Origin of the sequence: Thermobacillus sp. ZCTH02-B1, assembly GCF_002159085.1 — a bacterium.
Taxonomy (GTDB): Bacteria; Bacillota; Bacilli; order Paenibacillales; family Paenibacillaceae; genus Thermobacillus.
Map to the genome: position 1 here is coordinate 223,162 of NZ_LZRU01000012.1, position 19,861 is coordinate 243,022.

The 19,861-nt window shown below is 63.7% G+C and carries 19 protein-coding genes; 2 read left to right on the plus strand and 17 right to left on the minus strand.

Annotated elements, in window-relative coordinates:
• Positions 1-127: 127 nt before the first annotated feature.
• From A9Z00_RS05915 to cymR, 13 genes are all read right to left on the minus strand, one after another.
• The gene (locus A9Z00_RS05915; protein WP_296975238.1) at positions 128-1,435 is read right to left on the minus strand and encodes a peptidase U32 family protein; all 1,308 of its coding nucleotides are present in this window, start codon (positions 1,433-1,435) and stop codon (positions 128-130) included.
• Positions 1,436-1,475: 40 nt separating this feature from the next.
• On the minus strand, positions 1,476-2,603 hold the full coding sequence (locus A9Z00_RS05920) for a peptidase U32 family protein (protein WP_296975239.1): 1,128 nt from the start codon (positions 2,601-2,603) through the stop codon (positions 1,476-1,478).
• The gene (gene mltG, locus A9Z00_RS05925; protein ID WP_296975240.1) at positions 2,600-3,691 is read right to left on the minus strand and encodes an endolytic transglycosylase MltG; all 1,092 of its coding nucleotides are present in this window, start codon (positions 3,689-3,691) and stop codon (positions 2,600-2,602) included. Before mltG ends, A9Z00_RS05920 begins: the two co-directional genes overlap by 4 nt.
• A gap of 113 nt (positions 3,692-3,804) precedes the next feature.
• The gene (locus tag A9Z00_RS05930) at positions 3,805-4,119 is read right to left on the minus strand and encodes a DUF1292 domain-containing protein (RefSeq protein ID WP_296975241.1); all 315 of its coding nucleotides are present in this window, start codon (positions 4,117-4,119) and stop codon (positions 3,805-3,807) included.
• A complete protein-coding gene (locus A9Z00_RS05935) occupies positions 4,116-4,421 on the minus strand; it encodes a DUF1292 domain-containing protein (RefSeq protein ID WP_296975242.1) in 306 nt (101 codons plus the stop codon). The genes A9Z00_RS05930 and A9Z00_RS05935 overlap by 4 nt, the downstream gene beginning before the upstream one ends.
• A gap of 7 nt (positions 4,422-4,428) precedes the next feature.
• Positions 4,429-4,845, minus strand: coding sequence for a Holliday junction resolvase RuvX (gene ruvX / locus A9Z00_RS05940; protein WP_296975243.1), 417 nt, complete (start codon positions 4,843-4,845; stop codon positions 4,429-4,431).
• Positions 4,846-4,861: 16 nt separating this feature from the next.
• Positions 4,862-5,146, minus strand: a complete 285-nt coding sequence (locus tag A9Z00_RS05945; RefSeq protein WP_296975244.1) for an IreB family regulatory phosphoprotein — start codon at positions 5,144-5,146, stop codon at positions 4,862-4,864.
• 45 nt (positions 5,147-5,191) lie between these two features.
• Positions 5,192-7,822, minus strand: a complete 2,631-nt coding sequence (gene alaS / locus A9Z00_RS05950) for an alanine--tRNA ligase (protein WP_296975245.1) — start codon at positions 7,820-7,822, stop codon at positions 5,192-5,194.
• A 354-nt stretch (positions 7,823-8,176) separates the two neighbouring features.
• Entirely contained in the window at positions 8,177-9,247 is a 1,071-nt protein-coding gene (locus tag A9Z00_RS05955; protein WP_296975246.1) for an AI-2E family transporter, read from the minus strand.
• A gap of 311 nt (positions 9,248-9,558) precedes the next feature.
• Positions 9,559-9,759 carry a hypothetical protein gene (locus tag A9Z00_RS05960; protein ID WP_296975247.1) on the minus strand — a complete coding sequence of 67 codons (201 nt, stop codon included), beginning with the start codon at positions 9,757-9,759 and terminating at the stop codon, positions 9,559-9,561.
• Between the two features lie 17 nt (positions 9,760-9,776).
• Positions 9,777-10,310: a PRC-barrel domain-containing protein gene (locus tag A9Z00_RS05965; RefSeq protein ID WP_296975248.1), complete on the minus strand. Its 534-nt coding sequence runs from the start codon at positions 10,308-10,310 to the stop codon at positions 9,777-9,779.
• A 14-nt stretch (positions 10,311-10,324) separates the two neighbouring features.
• Positions 10,325-11,476, minus strand: coding sequence for a cysteine desulfurase family protein (locus A9Z00_RS05970; protein WP_296975249.1), 1,152 nt, complete (start codon positions 11,474-11,476; stop codon positions 10,325-10,327).
• Positions 11,477-11,534: 58 nt separating this feature from the next.
• Positions 11,535-11,954, minus strand: a complete 420-nt coding sequence (gene cymR, locus A9Z00_RS05975) for a cysteine metabolism transcriptional regulator CymR (RefSeq protein WP_296975250.1) — start codon at positions 11,952-11,954, stop codon at positions 11,535-11,537.
• Positions 11,955-12,130: 176 nt separating this feature from the next.
• Here cymR and mnmA point away from each other — a divergent pair, with 176 nt between their 5' ends.
• Positions 12,131-13,267, plus strand: a complete 1,137-nt coding sequence (mnmA, locus tag A9Z00_RS05980; RefSeq protein ID WP_483316275.1) for a tRNA 2-thiouridine(34) synthase MnmA — start codon at positions 12,131-12,133, stop codon at positions 13,265-13,267.
• Between the two features lie 116 nt (positions 13,268-13,383).
• Here mnmA and A9Z00_RS05985 read toward each other — a convergent pair whose 3' ends face one another.
• Together A9Z00_RS05985 and A9Z00_RS05990 are read right to left on the minus strand one after the other, a co-directional pair.
• Positions 13,384-14,736, minus strand: coding sequence for a hemolysin family protein (locus A9Z00_RS05985; RefSeq protein WP_296975251.1), 1,353 nt, complete (start codon positions 14,734-14,736; stop codon positions 13,384-13,386).
• Positions 14,737-14,975: 239 nt separating this feature from the next.
• Positions 14,976-16,292, minus strand: coding sequence for a replication-associated recombination protein A (locus tag A9Z00_RS05990; protein WP_296975252.1), 1,317 nt, complete (start codon positions 16,290-16,292; stop codon positions 14,976-14,978).
• 282 nt (positions 16,293-16,574) lie between these two features.
• On the opposite strand from A9Z00_RS05990, the gene A9Z00_RS05995 reads away from it, so the two are divergent.
• Entirely contained in the window at positions 16,575-17,135 is a 561-nt protein-coding gene (locus A9Z00_RS05995) for a GNAT family N-acetyltransferase (RefSeq protein WP_296975253.1), read from the plus strand.
• A 113-nt stretch (positions 17,136-17,248) separates the two neighbouring features.
• Here the strand turns inward: A9Z00_RS05995 and A9Z00_RS06000 are convergent, their stop codons facing one another.
• Positions 17,249-18,004, minus strand: a complete 756-nt coding sequence (locus A9Z00_RS06000; protein ID WP_296975254.1) for a tRNA threonylcarbamoyladenosine dehydratase — start codon at positions 18,002-18,004, stop codon at positions 17,249-17,251.
• An 18-nt stretch (positions 18,005-18,022) separates the two neighbouring features.
• Positions 18,023-19,861 carry an aspartate--tRNA ligase gene (aspS, locus tag A9Z00_RS06005; RefSeq protein WP_296975255.1) on the minus strand — a complete coding sequence of 613 codons (1,839 nt, stop codon included), beginning with the start codon at positions 19,859-19,861 and terminating at the stop codon, positions 18,023-18,025.

Sequence of the window (19,861 nt, forward strand, 5' to 3'; positions counted from 1 at the left end):
CGGGAGGTCGATGCGCTCGAAATCCTGCCCAAGTATGTATATCGGACGAGGGGGCCGGGTTCGTTAGTCCCGGAAACACAAAAATCCGGTTCTTCCTTCCCGGCCCCCTCCATGACATCCGCTCCGTTCATGCGCTTCCGGTCCGCTTCCGCATCAGATCCATCGCCCTGACCGGCCGCTCCGTGCGGATACGCACGCGCTGCAACGGATGGCGGGCCGCGTCGAGCGGCGCGCCGGATTCGTCCTCGAGGACGGCGAGCGTCTGGCGGAACAGCCGTCCGCCCGGCCCGAAAAATTCGATTTCCTGTCCCTTGCGGAACGGGCTGCGCTGTTCGACGAGCGCCGTTCCCGTCCGTTCGTCGTAGTCCAGAACGACGCCCGCGAAGTCGAACGGCGCTCCCTTCGGCTCGGGACCGTAGATGTGATCGCCCGCGCCCGGCTCGCCGAAGAAGAACCCCGTCGTCAGCGGCCGGTTCGCCGCCTTGCAAATTTCCTCCAGCCATTCCGGCTTCAGACGGTAGCCCGAGGGATCGGCCAGGTAGGCATCGATGGCCTGTCGGTAGACGTTCGTGACCGTCGCCACATAATGGAGCGTCTTCATCCGCCCCTCGATTTTGAAACTGTCGATGCCGGCCTCGATGAGCTCCGGCAAATGGCCGATCATGCACAGATCCTTGGAACCCATCGTGAACCGGTCGCCCGTTCCGGAAACCGCGGGCGCATCATCCCCGAACACCAGGTCATACTGCCAGCGGCAGGACTGGCAGCAGCCGCCCCTGTTCGAATCCCGGTCGGTAAAATGATTCGACAGCACGCACCGGCCGCTGTACGACGAGCACATCGCGCCGTGGACGAACACCTCCAGCTCGATGTCGACGCGCCGTTTGATCTCGACAATCTCGGCCAGGCTCGCCTCCCGGGCCAGCACGACGCGCGGCAATCCCTCGTCCTTCCAGAACTGGACGGTGCGCCAGTTCAACGCCGACTGCTGCGTGCTGAGATGCACTTCGAGGCCGGGCGCGGCGCGCCGCGCGGTCTCGATGACGACCGGATCGGCGGCGATGATCGCGGCGATGCCCGCTTCCTCCAGCGCGGCCAGATAGTCCTCCAGCCCGTCCAAATCCTCATCGTGCGCGTAGATGTTGACCGCGCAGTACACCCTGGCGCCGTATTTCCGCGCGAATTCGACGCCTTCCTTCATTTCTTCGAGCGTGAAGTTGTCGGCGTTCGAGCGCAGTCCGTATTTCTGCCCGCCGAGGTAGACCGCGTCCGCGCCGTAATGGACGGCGAACTTCAGCTTCTCGAGGCTGCCGGCCGGCGCCAGGAGCTCCGGCTTCCGGACGCTCGCCGCCGGCGAAGATTTGCGGCCTTCCGCGAGCGGATCCTCCCGCAGGTCCTGCCCTTCCCCGGCAGCCGCCATCGTCGTTGCGTCCATCCTCGCCGCCTCCTTGCGTCATGAATTCGGGCACAATCCTTCAGTACACCTGTTCCTTGAAATAGAAGCCGAACGTCAATTCGCGGCGGGGATCCTGCAACGCCCGGATCGGCTCGAGCCATTCCTCGCGGAACCGGTAGCCGGCCGGATCGCGCAGCCATTCGTCGATCGCCGCGCGGTACGCCCGCACGGCCGCCTCGTTGTATGCGGGCGTTTTCAGCAGTCCTTCGATTTTGAGCGAATCTACGCCGATTTCGAGCAGCTCGTGCACGACTTCGAGCAGACAGATGTCGTCCGGACTCATGATGTGCGTGCCCGCCTCGTCCTCGAAAATCGGCAGCCGGATGTCGGGCCGCTCCGTCTCGATCAGACGGAGACCACGGTCGAGGCCGGCCCTTCCCGCCGGCCCGCCTCCGCATCCGGAATCCGTCCCTTCCGGTCCGCGCAGTTCGTACGTCCGGCCGGTCCGGGCCGCATGCTCCAGGTAGCTCTCCACGAGCCGCCGCTTCGAGTGGTAGATGCACGTCATCCCGTGCACCTGCACCTGCACTTCCAGCGTCGTCTTCGCCCGGAAGGCGCGGATCTCGTCGCCGTTCAGCTCCCGGGCCAGCACGGCGCGCGAAGCTCCCCGCTTCCCCCAGAACTCCGCAGCCAGGGCGTTCGTCGCCGTCATCTCGGCGTTCCAGTGAATCCTGAGGTTCGGCGCCATTTCGCGCACCGTCACCAGAACGGCCGGATCGCCGCACTCGACCGCATCCGCGCCCGCCTCCGCGAGCATGCGGATGTATGCGGGCAGCGCCTCGACCGCCGCGTTGTCCAGGAGATGGTTCACGAGCACGTAGAGCCGCTTGCCCCGCGGTTTGAGGAACCGCGCCGCGGCGCGGATCATGCCGGGATCGAAGGGGCCCGCGGCCCGGGCGGCGTACGGCGGTCCGCCGACAAGCAGGGCGTCCGCGCCCGCTTCCGCCAGACGCTTCAGTTCGTCAAGGGTTGAGGCCGTCGCGAGCAGCTCGGGCCTCCGGCCCTTCTCCGCCGGCGTATCCTGCCCGCGGTCCGCCGCCTCCGGCTCGCCGCCCGCCTTCGACGAAAGCTCCGGTCCTGGACTCTCCGTCACCAGCGGCGTCGCCGGCTTGCATCCGTCCGCATCCGGCTTCCAATCCGCGGTCATCCGCCTTCCGCCTCCCGGGCCGCGGCGGCCTGCTCGCTCCTGCGGATGTTCCGCTGATGTTCCTCCATCGTCTTCGCGAACAGGTGGGTCCGCGACCCGTCCCTCATCAGCACGTAGTAGAGATAATCCGTCTCCTCCGGCTCGAGCGCCGCAAGGATCGAAGCGAGGCTCGGGCTCGCGATCGGTCCCGGCGGCAGGGCGGGAATCTTGTACGTATTGTACGGGCTGTCGATCCCGAGATCCTCATCGAGCAGGCGATCCTTCGTCTCGCCGAGCGCGTACTGCACGGTGGCGTCGACCTGCAGCGGCATGCCTCTGGCCAGCCGGTTGTAAATGACGCTCGCGACGATCGGCCGCTCTTCTTCAACGGCGACCTCCCGCTCGATCAGCGACGCGACGGTCAGAAGATCATGCAGCGTCATGTTCCGCTCTTCCAGCATTTCCTGCCAGCCTTCCGGGAGCTGATCCAGCTTCCGGTCGAGCTCGGCCATCATCCGCTTCAGGATGTCGGCTTCCGTGCTCCCCGTCTCCATCTCGTAGGTATCGGGGAACAGATAGCCCTCCAGCGGGTGGATGAGCCGCTCGTCGTCCGGGATGGACGCGGCCGCGGACGACCACTTCCGCGCCTCGGCGGAATCGGCCAGCTCGAGGAATTTCGCCCTGTCAACCAGCCCTTCGGCCGCGAGCTTGTCCGCGATGCGCTCGAGCGTGTAGCCTTCCGGAATCGTAAATCGGAACGTCGGCGGTTTGACCGTCCGCCCCTCGTTCAACATCGCGATGATCTCGTCGTTCGTCATGCCGGGCCTCATCTCGTACAGCCCGGCCTGGAATTGGCCGCCTTCCTTCTTGTACAGCAGATAGTACTTGAACAGGAACGCGTTGCGGATGATTCCGTGCTGTTCGAGCAGGTCGGCCGTCCGGTTGGCGGAAATGCCCTTCGGGATCTCGATTTTCACCGGCTCTCCCGGAGGAGCCGGCCTCAGGCCGTTCCAGATGTAGAGCAGGACGCCGCCCGCCGCCGCCGCCATGAACAGCAGCAGCGACAGGACGACCCACATTTGGATTCTTCCTTTCGGAATCGGCTTCATTCGAACATGCCCTTCCGCGCCGGTCTGTCCGTCCCGCATATGCTCCGACATGAGTGACCTGTTCCTCCCGTTAACAGCATCAAGGGACGAGATGCCCCGTCCCTCGCAGTCCATTATTCGGAAATGCCGCGGTCCTCCGCGCTTTCCTCGAACACAAGCTCGTCATACCCTTCCGCGGCCGTCTCCCATTCATCCTCGTCTTCGATATCCTCGAGTTCGAACTCGCCGTCTTCCCGCTCCTTCACCCGGAAGAAGGCGATTTCGTCATCCCGGCGCATCTCGGGCGTCTGCATTGCGGCGTACACCCGTCCGTCAAGCCGGTATTCGGCGAGCAGCCGGAACGTCTCCGCCCCGCCGCCTTCGTCGACCAGGTCGATCTCCCGGCCGTACGCCTGCTCCAGCCGCCTGAGTCTCTCGATCCGCTTCATGATTCCGACACGCCTTCGTCCAGCTCGGCGAGGAGCGTGTTGAACGTCTCCTCGACCATGTTCCATTCTTCTTCGTCTTCGATCGTGTACAGTTTCAGGTCGTCCCCGTCTTCCTCGTACCGGAACGCGTATACTTCCTCTTCCTCGCCCTCCGGCGCGTCGACCGGCACGAGCATCATGTACTTCCGGTCGGAGTCGTCAAGCTCGAACTTCATGATGACTTCGAACTCTTCCTCGTTGCCGTCCTCGTCCGGAATGTAGATGATTTCCGGTTCGTCGGCCACCTTGTGGTCATCGGCCATCGTCGTCTCACCTGCCCGCTTTGGAATCAAGATAATGCTGCAAAATCAGCGTCGCCGCCAGTTTGTCCACAACCTGCCTTCGCTTTCTGCGGCTGACATCCGCCTCCAGCAGCGTCCGCTCGGCCGCGGCCGTCGTCAGCCGCTCGTCCCACAGGTGGACGGGCAATTGTAGTCTTCCGCGCAGCATTTCCGCGAATGCGATGCAGATTTCCCCACGCGGGCCGATCGATCCGTCCATGTTGCGCGGCAGGCCGACGACGATTTCCCCGACCTCCCGTTCGCGGACGATCCGTTCGATCTCCTCCAGCTCCCGGCCGTCCCTGTGTCTCGTGATGACGCCGACTCCCTGCGCCGTCCAGCCCAACTCGTCGCTGACGGCTACGCCGATCCTCCGGTCGCCCAGGTCCAGTGCCATGATCCGCAATTCGCCGATTGCCCCTTCATTCGCCTCGGGCAGGGATTGGCCTGCGCCGGCTCAGATAATAACGGACAAGCTCCTCGATCAATTCGTCCCGTTCCTTCTTGCGGATGAGGCTGCGCGCGTTGTTGTGGCGGGGAATGTACGCCGGATCGCCGGAGAGAAGATACCCCACGATCTGGTTGATCGGATTGTACTCCTTCTCGACCAGCGCATCGTACACCGCCAGCAAAATTTCCTCCGCGCTTGTCTCGACCTCTTCCGCCTTGACGTTGAACTTCATCGTCTTGTCCATGGATGAACTCATCGGCCGGCACCTCCCGTGTCGGGTTGGACCAGATTCATGCTTCCATCATATCACATTTGCTTGCGCCATCACCAGTTCCTCGGCCCGCTTCAGCGCCTCGGCGAGCTTCGACGGGTCCTTGCCGCCGGCCTGCGCCATGTCCGGACGCCCGCCTCCGCCGCCGCCGCAGACCGCGGCCACTTCCTTGATCAGCTTGCCGGCGTGGAAGCCCCGGTTGACGAGATCCTGCGAGACGGAGGTAACGAAGTTGACCTTGCCGTCCTGCTCCGCGCCGAGCACGACAACGCCGGAACCGAGCTTCGCCTTCAGCTCGTCGGCGATGCCGCGCAGCGCGTCCATGCTTCCGACGTTCACCCGGGCCGCGACGAATTTCACGCCGTTGATCAGGCGCACCCGGTCCGCGAGCGATTCGGCCTCGATCCGGCCCAGCTTCGCCCGGAGCGACTCGATCTCGCGGTTCAGCTCGCGGATCTGCGCCTGCAGCCCTTCGATCCGCTTCGGCACGTCCTGCACGTTCGACTTAAGCTGCCCGGCCGCCTCGCGCAGCAGCGCGAGCTGTCCGTCCAGGTATTCGTACGCCCGCCGCCCCGTCACGGCTTCGATCCGGCGGACGCCCGAGCCGATGCCGCTCTCCGAGACGATCTTGAACAGGCCGATCCGGGTGGTGTTCCGCACGTGGGTGCCGCCGCACAGCTCGAGGCTGTAGTCTCCGATTTTCACGACGCGCACGATTTCGCCGTATTTCTCGCCGAAGAGCGCCGTCGCACCCATCGCCTTCGCCTCGGCCAGCGCATGGTACGAGGTTTCGACGTCCGTGCCGAGCCAGATTTGCTCGTTGACGCGCCGCTCGATCTCGTCCAGTTCCTCCTGCGTGACCGCGCCGAAATGGGTGAAGTCGAACCGGAGCCGCTCCGCCTCGACGAGCGAGCCCGCCTGGTTCGCGTGCCCGCCCAGCACTTCCTTCAGCGCCTTGTGCAGGAGGTGCGTCGCCGTATGGTTCTTCATGATATCCTCGCGTTCGGCCTTCGCGACGGCCGCCTCGACGACGTCGCCGACGCGCAGCACGCCGCTCTCCACCTTCACGTGATGGACGTGCTGGCCGTGCGGCGCCTTGGACACGTCCTGCACGACGGCGCGGACGTCGCGGCCCGTGATCTCGCCGCGGTCGCTTACCTGGCCGCCGCTTTCCGCGTAGAACGGCGTCCGGTCGAGGATGACGAGGCACTCGCGGCCTTCGCCGATCATGTCGACGAGCTGTCCGTCCGCCACGATCGCAGCCACCTTCGCCTGCACGGCGAACCGGTCATAGCCGACGAACTCGCTCGGCTCGGCGTAGTCGTCCAGCGGACCGCCCTGCACCTGCATGCCGCCGGTCTCCTGGCGCGCGGCGCGTGCCCGCTCCCGCTGCCGCTCCATCGCCTCCTCGAAACCTTCGCGGTCGACGGTGAGGCCGTTTTCGCGCGCGTAATCCTCCGTCAGGTCGAGCGGGAAGCCGAACGTGTCGTACAGGCGGAACGCGTCTTCACCCGAAATGACGCCGTTTTGGGCCCGCGCCTCCTCGGCGATCTCGGCGAGCTTCGCGAGGCCGCTTTCCAGCGTCTCGTGGAACCGCTCCTCCTCGGTCCGGATGACGCGCTCGATGAACGCGCGCTTCTCGACGATCTCGGGATAGTGCGAGCCCATGATGTCGCCGACGACGGCCGTCAGCTCATACAGGAACGGCCGGCCGATGCCGAGCTTCCGGCCGTAGCGGACGGCGCGCCGGAGCAGGCGGCGGATGACGTAGCCCCGCCCCTCGTTCGCCGGCAGGACGCCGTCGCCGACCGAGAAGACGACTGTCCGGATGTGGTCGGCGATCACCTTCAGCGCGATGTCCGTCTCCTCCCGCTCCTTGTAACGGACGCCGGCGATCTCGCACGTCCGGTCGATGATCGGCCGGAACAGGTCGGTGTCGAAGTTGGAGTCGACGTCCTGCAGGATCGCCGCGAACCGCTCCAGCCCCGCGCCGGTGTCGATGTTCTTGCTCGGCAGCGGCGTGTAGGTGCCGTCCGGATTGTGGTTATATTGCGAGAACACGAGGTTCCAGACTTCCAGGAACCGCTCGTTCTCGCCGCCGGGCCGGCATTCGGGGTCGGAGAGATCCCCGTATTTTTCCCCGCGGTCGTAGAAAATTTCCGTGCACGGACCGCACGGCCCCTCGCCGATGTCCCAGAAGTTGTCCTCCGTCTTGTAGATGCGCGCTTCCGGTATGCCGATCTTCTTGTTCCAGATTTCGAACGCTTCCGTATCCTCCGGATGGACGGTGACCGACAGCTTGTCCGGATCGAAACCGATCCACTCGGGGCTCGTCAGGAATTCCCACGCCCAAGTGATCGCTTCTTCCTTGAAGTAATCGCCGATCGAGAAGTTGCCCAGCATCTCGAAGAACGTATGATGCCGGCGCGTCTTGCCCACGTTCTCGATATCGTTCGTGCGGATGCATTTCTGCACGTTGGCGATGCGCGGGTTGTCCGGTTTCACGCGGCCGTCGAAATACGGCTTGAGCGGCGCCATGCCCGCGTTGATCCAGAGCAGGGAAGGATCGTTGTGCGGCACGAGCGACGCGCTCGGCTCGATCTTGTGGCCCTTGCCCGCGAAGAATGCGAGCCACTTGGAACGGATTTCACTGGATTTCATGACAGTCGCTCTTCCTCCGTATCGCGGTTTCTCAAGATAATAAAAAACGTCCTTGCATCAAGCAGGGACGAATGGATCATTCGCGGTACCACCCTGGTTACCGGCCAGCCGCCCGGGGCTGCCGGTCGCCTCACACGGACGATAACGGGTCCGGACCGTCGGATTTTCCCTCCGCGCTCCGAAACGAGCTTCAGCCGCCCTGACGCCCGGGGCCCTTCCAGCCGCGCCCGAAGGTTGCAGGCGCGGGGCTCCCTCTCTGTGCGGCCGGACACGGCTTACTCCTGTTTCATCCTCGCTTTGGCCGATGTGACGCGATCATTCCCAACGTATTATAGTATTGCCAAGCTTGCCGTGTCAAATCGTTCGCCGGCGGATGTAATACGCGAAGAGATGCTGCAGGATGACCTTCGCCGCGGCGAATGCCGGCACGGCCAGGATCATGCCGACGAGCCCCGCGATCTCGCCGCCGGTCAGCAGTGCGAAAATGATCGTGAGCGGATGCATGTGCAGCGAGCGGCCGACGACCTGGGGCGAGACGACGTTGCCTTCGATGATCTGGCAGCACGCGTTGACGAGCACGGTGAAGAGGACCATTTTCAGCGAGACGGTCGACGCGACCAGCAGGGCTGGCGCCGCCCCGATGAACGGTCCGAGGTACGGGATGACGTTCGTGACCGCAACGAAGGTGGCGAGCAGCAGCGGATACGGCAGGCCGATCAGCCAATAGCCGACGTAGGCGAGCAGGCCCACGATCGCGCAGACGATGAACTGGCCGCGGATATAGTTGCCGAGCGCCTCGTCGATGTCCTTGAACAGCCGGATGACGCCCTGTCTTCTGGAACGGGGCACGAAGTTGATGATCGCGCGCTCGAACGCATCGAGATCCTTCAGGATGTAAAACGCGAGGAACGGGATGATGAACGCGACGAAGACGGCGTTCAGCATCGATCCGATGTTGTTCATGAACGCCAGCGCCGATTCGGCGATCCGCCGCTCGAGTTCGACCAGCGACCGGTCGATCGCGTTCCGCACGCTTTCCGGCAGGAACGAGTGGTTGTTCAGTTGGTCCATCAGGTTCCGGGCCCGCATCGTCAGTTCGGGTGCGTGCCGGTTCAGTTGCTCGAGCTGCTCGGCGATCATCGGAATCGCGTTGAGCAGGATGACCGCGACGGCCGCGGCGAACACCGCATAGATGAGCAGCACCGCGACGGACCGCGGCACCCGCCGGTTGGCGAGCAGCGTCACGACCGGATTGAGCACGTAGGAGATGATCATCGCGATGACGAACGGCGCAAAAACCGCCTTCAGGAACCCGTACACTGCGAGCAGCACGGGCTTGAGCTGCTGGATGAGCAGCAGGACGGCCAGCACGAGGATCGTATAGACGAGTCCCCTGAACAGCCGGCTGCCCGCCCACGGATTCATGACGGCCACCTCCTTCCCGCCGCCGGACCGGGCCCGCCGCAAGACACAGTACATTATATGTAGCGGCCTGGACATTCATCCTTGTCCGGCAGGACGTGCCCGCGCCTCCACGGGAAGGCGGCGGCATCGCCGCGGGCGGCCCGGAGCTTCCCGCGCGGCCGCGGTTTCCCGCACGCCGAAAGCCTGGGCCAGGAACAGCGAAGCGGCAGCCCGACAACGCGCGGCGACGGCGGAACGCAGCCCGAAACGCCGAAGCGGCCCGCACGAATGCGGACCGCTCCGACGTTCCGCCGGCCTTGGCCGGCTCCGATTCAATTCGCATGCATCTGCTGCTCGACCGTCGGTTCATCGAAGAACAGATCGTCGAGCGAGCTGAGCGTGCCGTCCTCTTCCACCTGAAACACCGACATCTTGTCGCCGTTCACCGTAAACTCGATGAAGCAACCCCAGCAATAATACTGGTGCGACCCGATCTTGCCGATGTCTTTGGAGTTGCAATTCGGACATCTCATGGTTTCATTCTCCCTGCCTATCCCGATTCCCTGACGAAGGCCTCCAGGTCCTGTTCGCAGCGGGCGGGGACCAGTATCGCGTCTTCTCCGAGCTTCACGAGCCCGGGATCCGCAGGAAACTTCAGCCGCTTGCGCCCTTCGAGCAGATCCGAAACAAAGCCGTCCGTCAGTTCCAAACCTGTAATTGGTGTACCCTGATTTTCCTGAAAATAAACATCCGACACGCGTCCAAGCTGTCTGCCTTCATCGGTGACGACCGGAAGATCCTTGAGCCGGATTCGTCCGGTGTGGAACGTCCGGCCGATCTCGGCCGCGTCATACCGCCTGACGGCGCCGGCGTCCGACAGGAGAACCGCGTCGGGCCCCAGGGCCGTGACGCTTTCCCAGGGCGCGACGTCGCAATAGCGCTTGAACCACCAGCGGCCGGCCTTCAACAGAAGGCCGCGCAGCGACCAATGCTCGTCGAACCAGAGATCGAGCACCTTGCCCGCCCGGCGGCCGGTTTTCCCGTCGATGACCGGCAGACCGATCAAACGCTGCGCATTGTACACGGGGGGCTCCCCTTTCATTTATTACGCAGGCGTTCCGCGATGGTTGCAATTTTTTCTGCGGCCGTCTCGATTTCTTCCATCGTGTTCGAAGGCCCGAAACTGAAACGGACGGCCGACTTCAACCGTTCTTCCGGCAGCCCCATCGCCTTCAGCACGTGCGATCGCTCGAGCGATCCCGAGGAACAGGCGGAGCCGCTCGCCGCCGCAATGCCCTCGAGGTCGAGGGCCATGAGCAGCGTCTCCGTATCCGCCCCGATGAAGCTGATGTTCGTCACGTGCGGTAGCCGGCTGCCGATCCGGCCGTTCACGATCGCGCCGCCCGGACCGAGCCGGGCGATCAGAAGCGCCTCAAGCCGGTCCCGGAGCGCGGCCAGGCGACGGTTCCGCGTCTCCCTCCGTTCGACGGCCAGTTCGACGGCAAGCGCGAAACCGCAGGCAGCGGCGACGTTCTCCGTGCCCGCCCGGCGTTTCCGCTCCTGCGAACCGCCGTGGATGATCGGCTCGAACGGCGTACCCGCCGCAATGTACAGGGCGCCGATCCCCTGGGGGCCGCCCAGTTTATGGGCCGAGAAGCTGACGAGTTGGGCCGGCGTCTGCCCGAGATCGATCGGCACGGCCCCGAGCGCCTGCACGGCGTCGACATGAAAGACGATGCCGCGCGACGACAACAGTTCGCCGATCCGGTGCACCGGCTGAATCGTGCCAACCTCGTTGTTCGCCCACATGACGCTGACGAGCCCGGTTTCCGGCCGGATCGCTTCCTCCACCGCCGCCGGATCGATGTAGCCGGTCGAATCCGGCATGACGCGCGTCACGGCGAATCCTTCGCGCTCGAGCGCGTCCGCGGCGTGAAGGACGGCGTGGTGCTCGATCGCCGACACGACGACATGCGTCTTGCCCTTCTGCCGCAGGGCCCGCGCCGCGCCGATGACGGCGGCGTTGTCGCTCTCCGTCCCCCCGGATGTGAAGACGAGCTCGGAAGGCTTGCAGTTTAGCGCCGCGGCCATGCGGTCCCGCGCATCGGTCAGCCTCGCACGCGCGGCGCGTCCGAACGCATGCAGGCTCGATGGATTGCCCGGCCCGGCGCGCATGGCGTCCAGCATCGCTTCGGCCACCTCGGGCAGCAGCGGTGCGGACGCGGCGTGGTCCAGATAGATGCCTTTCATGTTCGTCTAGCTCCGTTTCCCGCTCCGATCAATGCGCCGGACGATCAAATCCGGACGATCAAATATAGAACATGTAGCTCTCCTGATTGTTTTCGCCCTGATACGAAATCAGGTCCGCCAGCGTCGTCGAATCCAGCACGTTCGCGATCGCGTCGCGGATGCGGAGCCACAGGTCCCGCTTCGCCGGATCGTCCTCCTCCGTGAAATCGACGGGGGAAATCGGTCCTTCCAGGATGCGGATGACGTCGCCGGACGTGATCTGGTTCGGATCCTTCGACAAAACGTAACCGCCGTACGCACCGCGGACGCTCTTCACCAGACCGGCGTTGCGCAGCGGCGCGACGAGCTGTTCGAGGTAATGCTCGGACAGGCCGTTGCGCTCGGCAATGCTTTTCAACGACTGAGGCCCTTCGCCGTATTTTGCCGCAAGTTCCATCATGATCGTAAGACCATACCGGCCCTTCGTCGAAATTTTCACTGTTTCGGCACCCCGCTTACCATTGTTGCCATTCTGTCCCATCATCAATCCGAGGTATTCCCATCTTCATCATATGGTATCACAATTCCGCCGGATTGTGTTCCGCAAAATCCGCCGGAACGGTGAAAAACTTTTCGCTTTTGTGTTACAATGTGCTGACAGGCGGTGATTTTGCGATGATGACGAAAGATCCATCGAAGACGCGCGTCGTCGTCGGCATGTCGGGCGGCGTCGATTCGTCCGTCGCGGCGCTGCTGCTCAAGAAGCAGGGGTACGACGTCGTCGGCGTGTTCATGAAAAACTGGGACGACACGGACGAATTCGGCCGCTGCACGGCGGACGAGGACGCGGAAGACGTGCGGCGCGTCTGCAGCCAGCTCGACATCCCGATGTACACGGTCAATTTCGAGAAACCTTATTACGATAAAGTATTTTCATATTTCCTGTCGGAATATGAGCGCGGCCGGACGCCGAACCCCGACGTCATGTGCAACCGGGAGATCAAATTCGGCGAGTTCCTGGAGAAGGCGCTCGAGCTCGGCACGGACTTCCTCGCGACCGGCCATTACGCGCGGCTCGACCGGTCCGGAGACGGCATCCGCCTCCTGCGCGGCTCCGATCCGAACAAGGACCAGACCTATTTCCTGCACGCGCTGAGCCAGGAGCAGCTCGAGCGGGCGATGTTCCCGGTCGGCCACCTGACGAAGCCGGAAGTGCGGCGCATCGCGGCCGAAGCCGGACTCGCGACGGCCGGCAAGAAGGACAGCACCGGCATCTGCTTCATCGGCGAACGCAATTTCCGGGAATTTCTGAAGCAATACCTGCCCGCCCGGCCGGGCGACATCGTCGACCTGTCCACCGGCAGGGTCCTGGGCCGGCATGACGGGCTGATGTACTACACGATCGGCCAGCGGCAGGGCCTCGGCATCGGCGGCACGGGAACGGGCGAACCCTGGTTCGTCGCGGACAAGGACCTGGAGCGCAACGTGCTGCTCGTCGTACAGGGAGACCGGCACCCCGCGCTGTACTCGAAGGGACTCACGGCCAGCGGCGTAAACTGGATTCCGAAGCGGCGGCCGGACGGCCCGTTCCGCTGCACGGCGAAGTTCCGTTACCGCCAGGCGGATCAGGGCGTGACGGTGACGCTGCATCCGGACGGCACCGCCGAGGTCGAATTTGACACGCCCCAGCGCGCGGTCACGCCGGGCCAGGCCGTCGTCTTCTACGACGGCGACGAATGTCTCGGCGGCGGCACGATCGAAACCGTGCGCAGGATCGATCCCGCGGAAATGCCAGCCGTTCCCGTCCGCTGACGGCTTCCGGCTGTCCGGCGGCAGCCCGTCGAAGCACGAAAAACCTCCGGACGATGCGCGTGCGGCGCAGATCCGGAGGTTTCTTCATGGGATGGGCCTGCCGTGCATGAAGACCGTCAACCCGTCTTCTCGGCCGACAGCAGTCCCTCGCTGTTCTCGTCGTCCTTGAGCAGCCGGACCGTGATGCGCGATATGCGCAGATTGTCCGTCTCCTCGATCACGAATTTGTGGGTATCCTTGTACAGGACCCCCTGGCCCCGTTTCGGCGGAATCTCGATCTGCGAATAGATCCAGCCGCCGATCGTATCGTAATCGTCGGATTCGATGTCGAGGTTGAAGAAGCTGTTCACTTCCTCGATGAGCAGGAGCCCGTTGATCGAATACGTCCTGTCGTCCTTGCGTTCGATGTCCGGACGCTCCTCGTCGAACTCGTCCTGGATTTCCCCGACGATCTCTTCCATGATGTCTTCGAGCGTGACAAGCCCCGACGTGCCGCCGTACTCGTCGATCAGGATCGCGATCTGCGTCCTGTTCTTCTGCATCAGCTTGAGCAGCTGGCTGATCTGCATCGACTCCGGCACGGTCGTAATCGGCCGCAGGATGTCGCGGATGCTCTTCGGCTGCTGTCCGTCGGCCCGGAGCATGTCCTTGATGTGGACGAAGCCGATGATGTTGTCCTTGTCGTTCTCGCAGACCGGATAGCGGGTGTGCATTTCCCGCAGCGCAATCTTCTTGTTCTCCTCGAACGACAGGTTCGCGTACAGAACCACCATCTCGGTGCGCGGGATCATGATTTCCCGCGCCGTCGTCTCCGCGAACTCGAAGATGTTGTCCACGAGCGTCATTTCGGTGTTGTCGATCAGGCCGCTCTTGTGGGACTCCTTCATCAGGATCCGGATCTCTTCTTCGGTGTGCGCCGACTCTTGCTCCGACGCGGGCTCGATGCCGATCAGGCGGAGCAGGCGGTTCGCGGTGCCGTTCAGGAACCAGATGAACGGATACATGAGCTTGTGGAACGCGATCATCGGACCCGCGGTCCACAGCGTGATGCCTTCCGCCTTGCGGATCGCCAGCGACTTCGGCGCCAGTTCGCCCAGCACGATGTGCAGGAACGTGATGAGCGAGAACGCGATGGCGAAAGAAACCGTGTGGAGTAGAACCTCGTTGTCAATGCCCGCCGCGTGCAGCGCCGGTTCCAGCAAATCGGCCACCGCAGGTTCGCCGATCCAGCCCAGACCGAGCGACGCGAGCGTAATGCCGAGCTGGCAGGCGGACAGATAGGCGTCCAGATTGTCGGTCAGATGCTCGGCCAGCTTCGCACGCTTGTGTCCTTCCTGAACGAGCGTGTCGATCCGGCTGCCGCGGACCTTCACCATCGCGAATTCCGCGGCCACGAAGAAGCCGTTCATGAACACCAGAAATACGACCAGCAACAAACTGAGCCATATGGGTAACGGGTCACTGCCCACCGATTCCCTGATCCCGCCGTTCCGCCGGGCGGACTCCCCCGGGATCAGGTGCACCTCCTCCGGTTGATGATGGCGTCCTGCGACAGCCTATTTATTTATAAAGATTCTTTATATTTAAGTTTATTCGATTCTGCCCCCGCGCGTCAAATCCGTGCGAATTCGCCTCGCTAATTCTTATTCTCCCAGGCCCGGCCTTTATGAACCTTTGCGGGAGGTTTGCACGAATTTGCGCCCTCAGGTCACGATCTTCCCGAATGGCGCCTTTTCTGCTGATTGATGCGGATCTTCTCCTCCATGCCCTGGGTCGTCGCTTCATAGAAAACCTTGCCTTCCAGATGATCGGGCAGATATTGCTGTTCGACATAATGGCCGGGATAGTCGTGCGGATATTTGTAGCCGACGTGTCCGAGCTTCTTCGCCCCGCTGTAGTGCGCGTCGCGCAGGTGCATCGGCACCTCCATCGTTCCCGCCGATTCGATCTCGTTCATGACGCGGCTGATCGCGACGGCGGTCGCGTTCGATTTCGGGCTCTCGACCGCGAACAGGATCGCCTGCGCGATGTTGTACTTCGCCTCCGGCCAGCCGATTTTGTGGTAGGCGTCCATCGCCGTCACCGCCTGCACCATCGCCTGCGGATTCGCGAGTCCGATGTCCTCGCTGCATGCGACGATCAGCCGGCGCAGGAACACCATCGGATCCATGCCGAGCTTCTCCACCGCGTACAGGAACCAGAACAGGGCGGCGTCGCTCGATCCGCGGATGCTCTTGTGGAACGCCGAGAGGACGTCGTACTGCGTCGACGGGTCCGCCTTCACCGTCGGCTGACGGATCGACTCCTCCGCCACCTCGAGCGTGATGTGGACGGTGCCGTCCGGGCGGGAAGGGGTCGTGATCGCCGCCAGCTCGAGCGCGTTCAGGGCACGGCGGATGTCGCCGCCGGCCGTCCGCGCGATATGCTCAAGCGCCTCCTCGTCGACCTCGAGCTTCATGAAGCCGAGCCCGCGCTCCCGGTCGGCGAGCGCACGGCGAAGCGCGATCATCACGTGCTCCTTCGATAGCGGCTCGAGCCTGAACAGCGTCGAGCGGGACAGCAGCGCGCCGTTCACGTGATGGAACGGGTTCTCGGTCGTCGCGCCGATGAACACGATGATGCCCTGCTCCACCGCGGGAAGCAGCGCGTCCTGCCGGGCCGTGTTGAACCGGTGCACCTCGTCGAGGAACAGGATCGTCTTCTTTCCGTACAGCGCCTTCAGTTCGCGGGCCCGCTCGATGACGTCACGGACATCCTTGACCGAGCAGTCGACGGCGTTCAGCCGGACGAATTCGCCCTTCGTCCGCTTCGAGATGATGTGGGCGAGCGTCGTCTTGCCGCAGCCCGGCGGGCCGTACAGCAGAATCGACGTCACCTGGTCGGCCTCGATCGCCCGGCGCAGCAGCTTGCCGGGACCGAGAATATGCTCCTGACCGATGTATTCGTCCAGCGTCTCGGGCCGCATCCGGTCCGCGAGCAACCGCCTGTGCGGCGTCTGTTCTTCCTGATAGGTGAACAGATCCATGTCCGTCATCCCACCCCTGTTGATTCGAATGATAGCATATTCGCACATGCGTTCGCCACCGTGCCGATCGTCCGGACGTCCGTCCCGGTGCCCGCGGCCGCAATCCCGAATCGATCCGATCGGACAGGTTTCGACGTTGGTGTCGAATTCCCGTCCTTCCCTGGAACTATTCGGAAATGATCGGTCGGTTCGATTCGACGGGAGGGAATCATCTGTTAAAATGTATTCACAACCAGATATAGTAAATATTTGTCACAAATCGCTAGGAAAGGGGATGACTTTATGCTCAAGCGCGTCGAGACGGAGCAGGATCTGGCGTACTACCACTTCATCTGGATGACGGCATGGCGGGAGAAGGGGTACGAGTTCGAATTTTCGCCGGTCGTGTTGGAGCGGTGGCTCGTCCTGACGCCCGAAGGCCAGCCCGTCGGCACGGCGGAATACAAGCCTTTCCTCCCGGGTTCGAGCGCCTTCGAGACGGTGGCGGATATCGGACGAATGCCCGAGCTTGCCGAGAAGCGCCGATTGGTGGCGGAAATCGACAAGTTCGCGCTGCTGCCCGAACATCGCGGAAGACATTATGTCGACGACCTCGCGGCATCCGTTGTCCTCACCGCCCGGAAGCACGGCATCCGCTGGTTCGTCTCGCTGCTGGAGCCGAAATTCTGCCGCGCGATCCGGTTCCTGTTTCATCCCCCGATGACCGTGCTCGGCCCGCGCACGTTCTACAAGGGCGACGATGTGATCCCCGTCGTCATCGACGTGAAGGACGTGCTGGCCGATCCGGAAGCGTTCAACGTCAAGCTGCCGCCGGTGCCGGAAGCCGTGGGCGGCGCATGCTGAGACGATCCACTGCCGGACGGGGAGGGAAATTGACGTGAGGAGCGGCGATCGGCCGTCCGGCGCACGGGCCGGACGGCCGATCGTTCGTTCATGATGGGGTTGGCGTGAACGAATCAGTACTTCACGCCGCCGGCGGCCAGCAGATCGCGCACGGCGACGCTGACCATGATGAGGCCCGCCACCGGCGGCACGAACGAATTGCTGGCCGGCGGCTGCTGCGCCTTGCGGATGTTCGGCGCGTCCGCCGGCACGATCCGCTCCGTCACGTCGCGCCGGGGCTTGAGCGGCGGCTCGGTCGAGAAGACGACCTTGACGCCCTTGCGGATGCCGGCTTCCCGAAGCTTCAGGCGGATGACGCGGGCCATCGGATCGGTATGCGTCTTCGAGATGTCCGCCACCTGGAACTTCGTCGGATCCATCCGGTTCGCGGCGCCCATGCTCGAGATGATCGGGATGTTCCGCTTCAGGCATTCCTTGATCAGATGGATCTTGTAAGTGATCGTGTCCGAACAGTCGAGCACGTAATCCAGGTCGTACTTGAACAGTTCTTCGCACGTTTCCTCGGTGTAGAACATCTTCAGCGCGATCGCGTCGCATTCGGGAAAAATCTGCTTGATCCGCTCGCGCATCAGCTCCGCCTTCGGCTGGCCGATCGTCGTCAGCAGGGCGTGGATCTGGCGGTTCAGGTTCGTGATGTCGACGACGTCCTTGTCGATCATGACGATCCGGCCGACGCCGGTCCGGGCCAGCGCCTCGACGGCGATCGAGCCGACGCCGCCGACCCCGAGCACGGCAACCGTGCTCTTCTTCAGCACCTCGAGCCCCTCCGGCCCGATGGCCAGTTCGGTGCGGGAAAACGGGTGAAGCATGTTCTGCCATCGTCTCCTTTATTGCTCCGCCTGCGGCGCGGACTCCGGCTTCGGTCCGCCGGCCGGCTGCGGCTCACGCGGCTTCGCACCCGGCTTCGGCACCGTGCGGATGTGCAATTCCGCAAGCTGTTCGCGCTCGACACGGGACGGCGCGCCCATCATCGGATCGGTCGCGTTCGCCGTCTTCGGGAACGCGATCGTCTCGCGCAGGTTCGTCCGGCCCGCCAGCAGCATGACCAGCCGGTCGAAACCGAACGCGATGCCGCCGTGGGGCGGCGTGCCGTACTCGAACGCATCGAGCAGGAAGCCGAACTTTTCGCGCGCCTCCTCCATCGTGAAGCCGAGGGCCCGGAACATTTTCTCCTGTACGTCCCGCTTGTAGATCCGCATCGAGCCGCCGCCGACTTCATAGCCGTTGAGCACGAGGTCGTACGCCTGCGCGCGGATCGCGCCGGGATTCGTGTCGAAGAGCGGCAGGTCCTCGTCGACCGGCCGCGTGAACGGATGGTGCTCCGCCACGTAGCGCTTCGCTTCCTCGTCCCAGGAGAGCAGCGGGAAATCGACGATCCAGGCGAACCGGTACGCGGACTCGTCGATCAGGCCGAGCTGCCGGCCGATCTTCAGGCGCAGGTTGCCGAGCACATCGCAGACGATCTTCTTCTTGTCGGCGGAGAACAGGAGCAGGTCGCCCTCCTCCACGCCGAGCCGCTCCGTGAGCGCCGCGATTTCCTCCGGTTTGAAAAATTTCACGATCGGCCCGCGCCATTCGCCGTCCTTCACCGTAATCCACGCGAGCCCCTTGCCGCCGTAGCGTTCGGCGAACGGCTTCAGGTCATCGAGCTCCTTGCGGCTCCAGTTCGCGCAGCCCTTCGCGTTCAGCGCGCGCACGACGCCGCCCTGCGCGGCCACCGAAGCGAACACCTGCACGCCGCAATCCTTCGCGATGTCCGTGATGTCGACGATCTCGAGGCCGAAGCGGAGATCCGGCTTGTCGGTGCCGTATTTGTCCATCGCCTCCTGATAGGAGAGGCGCTGGAACGGGCGCGGAATGTCGACGCCGATCGTCTCCTTGAACAGCCGGACGACGAGCTCCTCCATCATCTCCAGCAGCTCGTCCCGCGACAGGAACGATGTCTCGATGTCGACCTGGGTGAACTCCGGCTGACGGTCCGCCCGCAGGTCCTCGTCGCGGAAGCAGCGCGCAATCTGGTAGTACCGCTCGATGCCGGCGACCATGAGGAGCTGCTTGTAGATCTGCGGCGACTGCGGCAGCGCGTAGAATTCCTCCGGATGCAGCCGGCTCGGCACGAGATAGTCGCGCGCGCCCTCCGGCGTGCTCTTCGTCAGGATCGGCGTCTCGATCTCGATGAAGCCGCGGGAGTCCAGAAAATCGCGGAACACCTTCGCGGCCTTCGAGCGGAGCATCAGCGTCCGTTGCATTTCCGGACGGCGCAGGTCCAGGTAGCGGTATTTGAGACGGACCGATTCGTCGACGTCGATGCCGTCCTCGATCGGGAACGGCGGCGTCTTCGCCGGGTTCAGAATTTCGATGTGCTGCACGCGCACCTCGATCTCGCCCGTCGGAATGTTCGGGTTGTACGTCTCCGGATCGCGGTGCACGACTTCGCCCCGCACGGTGATCACGTACTCGCTCCGCACGCGGTCGGCGATTTCGTGCGCTTCCTTCGAAAACGCGGGATTGAACACGAGCTGCACGATGCCGGTCCGGTCGCGCAGGTCGACGAACAGCACGCCGCCGAGGTCGCGGTAGCGCTGCACCCAGCCGCTGAGCGTCACCTCCCTGCCGACATCCTCCTTGGTCAACGTGCCGCACTGATGGGTCCTGAACGTCGTCAT

Coding starts and splice junctions, on each gene's coding strand:
- A9Z00_RS05935 (WP_296975242.1), bottom strand. CDS start 4,421: ATGGCCGATGACCACAAGGTGGCCGACGAACCGGAAATCATCTACATT.
- A9Z00_RS05955 (WP_296975246.1), bottom strand. CDS start 9,247: ATGAATCCGTGGGCGGGCAGCCGGCTGTTCAGGGGACTCGTCTATACG.
- aspS (WP_296975255.1), bottom strand. CDS start 19,861: ATGACGACGTTCAGGACCCATCAGTGCGGCACGTTGACCAAGGAGGAT.
- mnmA (WP_483316275.1), top strand. CDS start 12,131: ATGATGACGAAAGATCCATCGAAGACGCGCGTCGTCGTCGGCATGTCG.
- A9Z00_RS05970 (WP_296975249.1), bottom strand. CDS start 11,476: ATGAAAGGCATCTATCTGGACCACGCCGCGTCCGCACCGCTGCTGCCC.
- A9Z00_RS05990 (WP_296975252.1), bottom strand. CDS start 16,292: ATGGATCTGTTCACCTATCAGGAAGAACAGACGCCGCACAGGCGGTTG.
- A9Z00_RS05945 (WP_296975244.1), bottom strand. CDS start 5,146: ATGAGTTCATCCATGGACAAGACGATGAAGTTCAACGTCAAGGCGGAA.
- A9Z00_RS05920 (WP_296975239.1), bottom strand. CDS start 2,603: ATGACCGCGGATTGGAAGCCGGATGCGGACGGATGCAAGCCGGCGACG.
- A9Z00_RS05960 (WP_296975247.1), bottom strand. CDS start 9,759: ATGAGATGTCCGAATTGCAACTCCAAAGACATCGGCAAGATCGGGTCG.
- A9Z00_RS05995 (WP_296975253.1), top strand. CDS start 16,575: ATGCTCAAGCGCGTCGAGACGGAGCAGGATCTGGCGTACTACCACTTC.
- A9Z00_RS05915 (WP_296975238.1), bottom strand. CDS start 1,435: ATGGACGCAACGACGATGGCGGCTGCCGGGGAAGGGCAGGACCTGCGG.
- alaS (WP_296975245.1), bottom strand. CDS start 7,822: ATGAAATCCAGTGAAATCCGTTCCAAGTGGCTCGCATTCTTCGCGGGC.
- mltG (WP_296975240.1), bottom strand. CDS start 3,691: ATGAAGCCGATTCCGAAAGGAAGAATCCAAATGTGGGTCGTCCTGTCG.
- A9Z00_RS05930 (WP_296975241.1), bottom strand. CDS start 4,119: ATGAAGCGGATCGAGAGACTCAGGCGGCTGGAGCAGGCGTACGGCCGG.
- A9Z00_RS06000 (WP_296975254.1), bottom strand. CDS start 18,004: ATGCTTCACCCGTTTTCCCGCACCGAACTGGCCATCGGGCCGGAGGGG.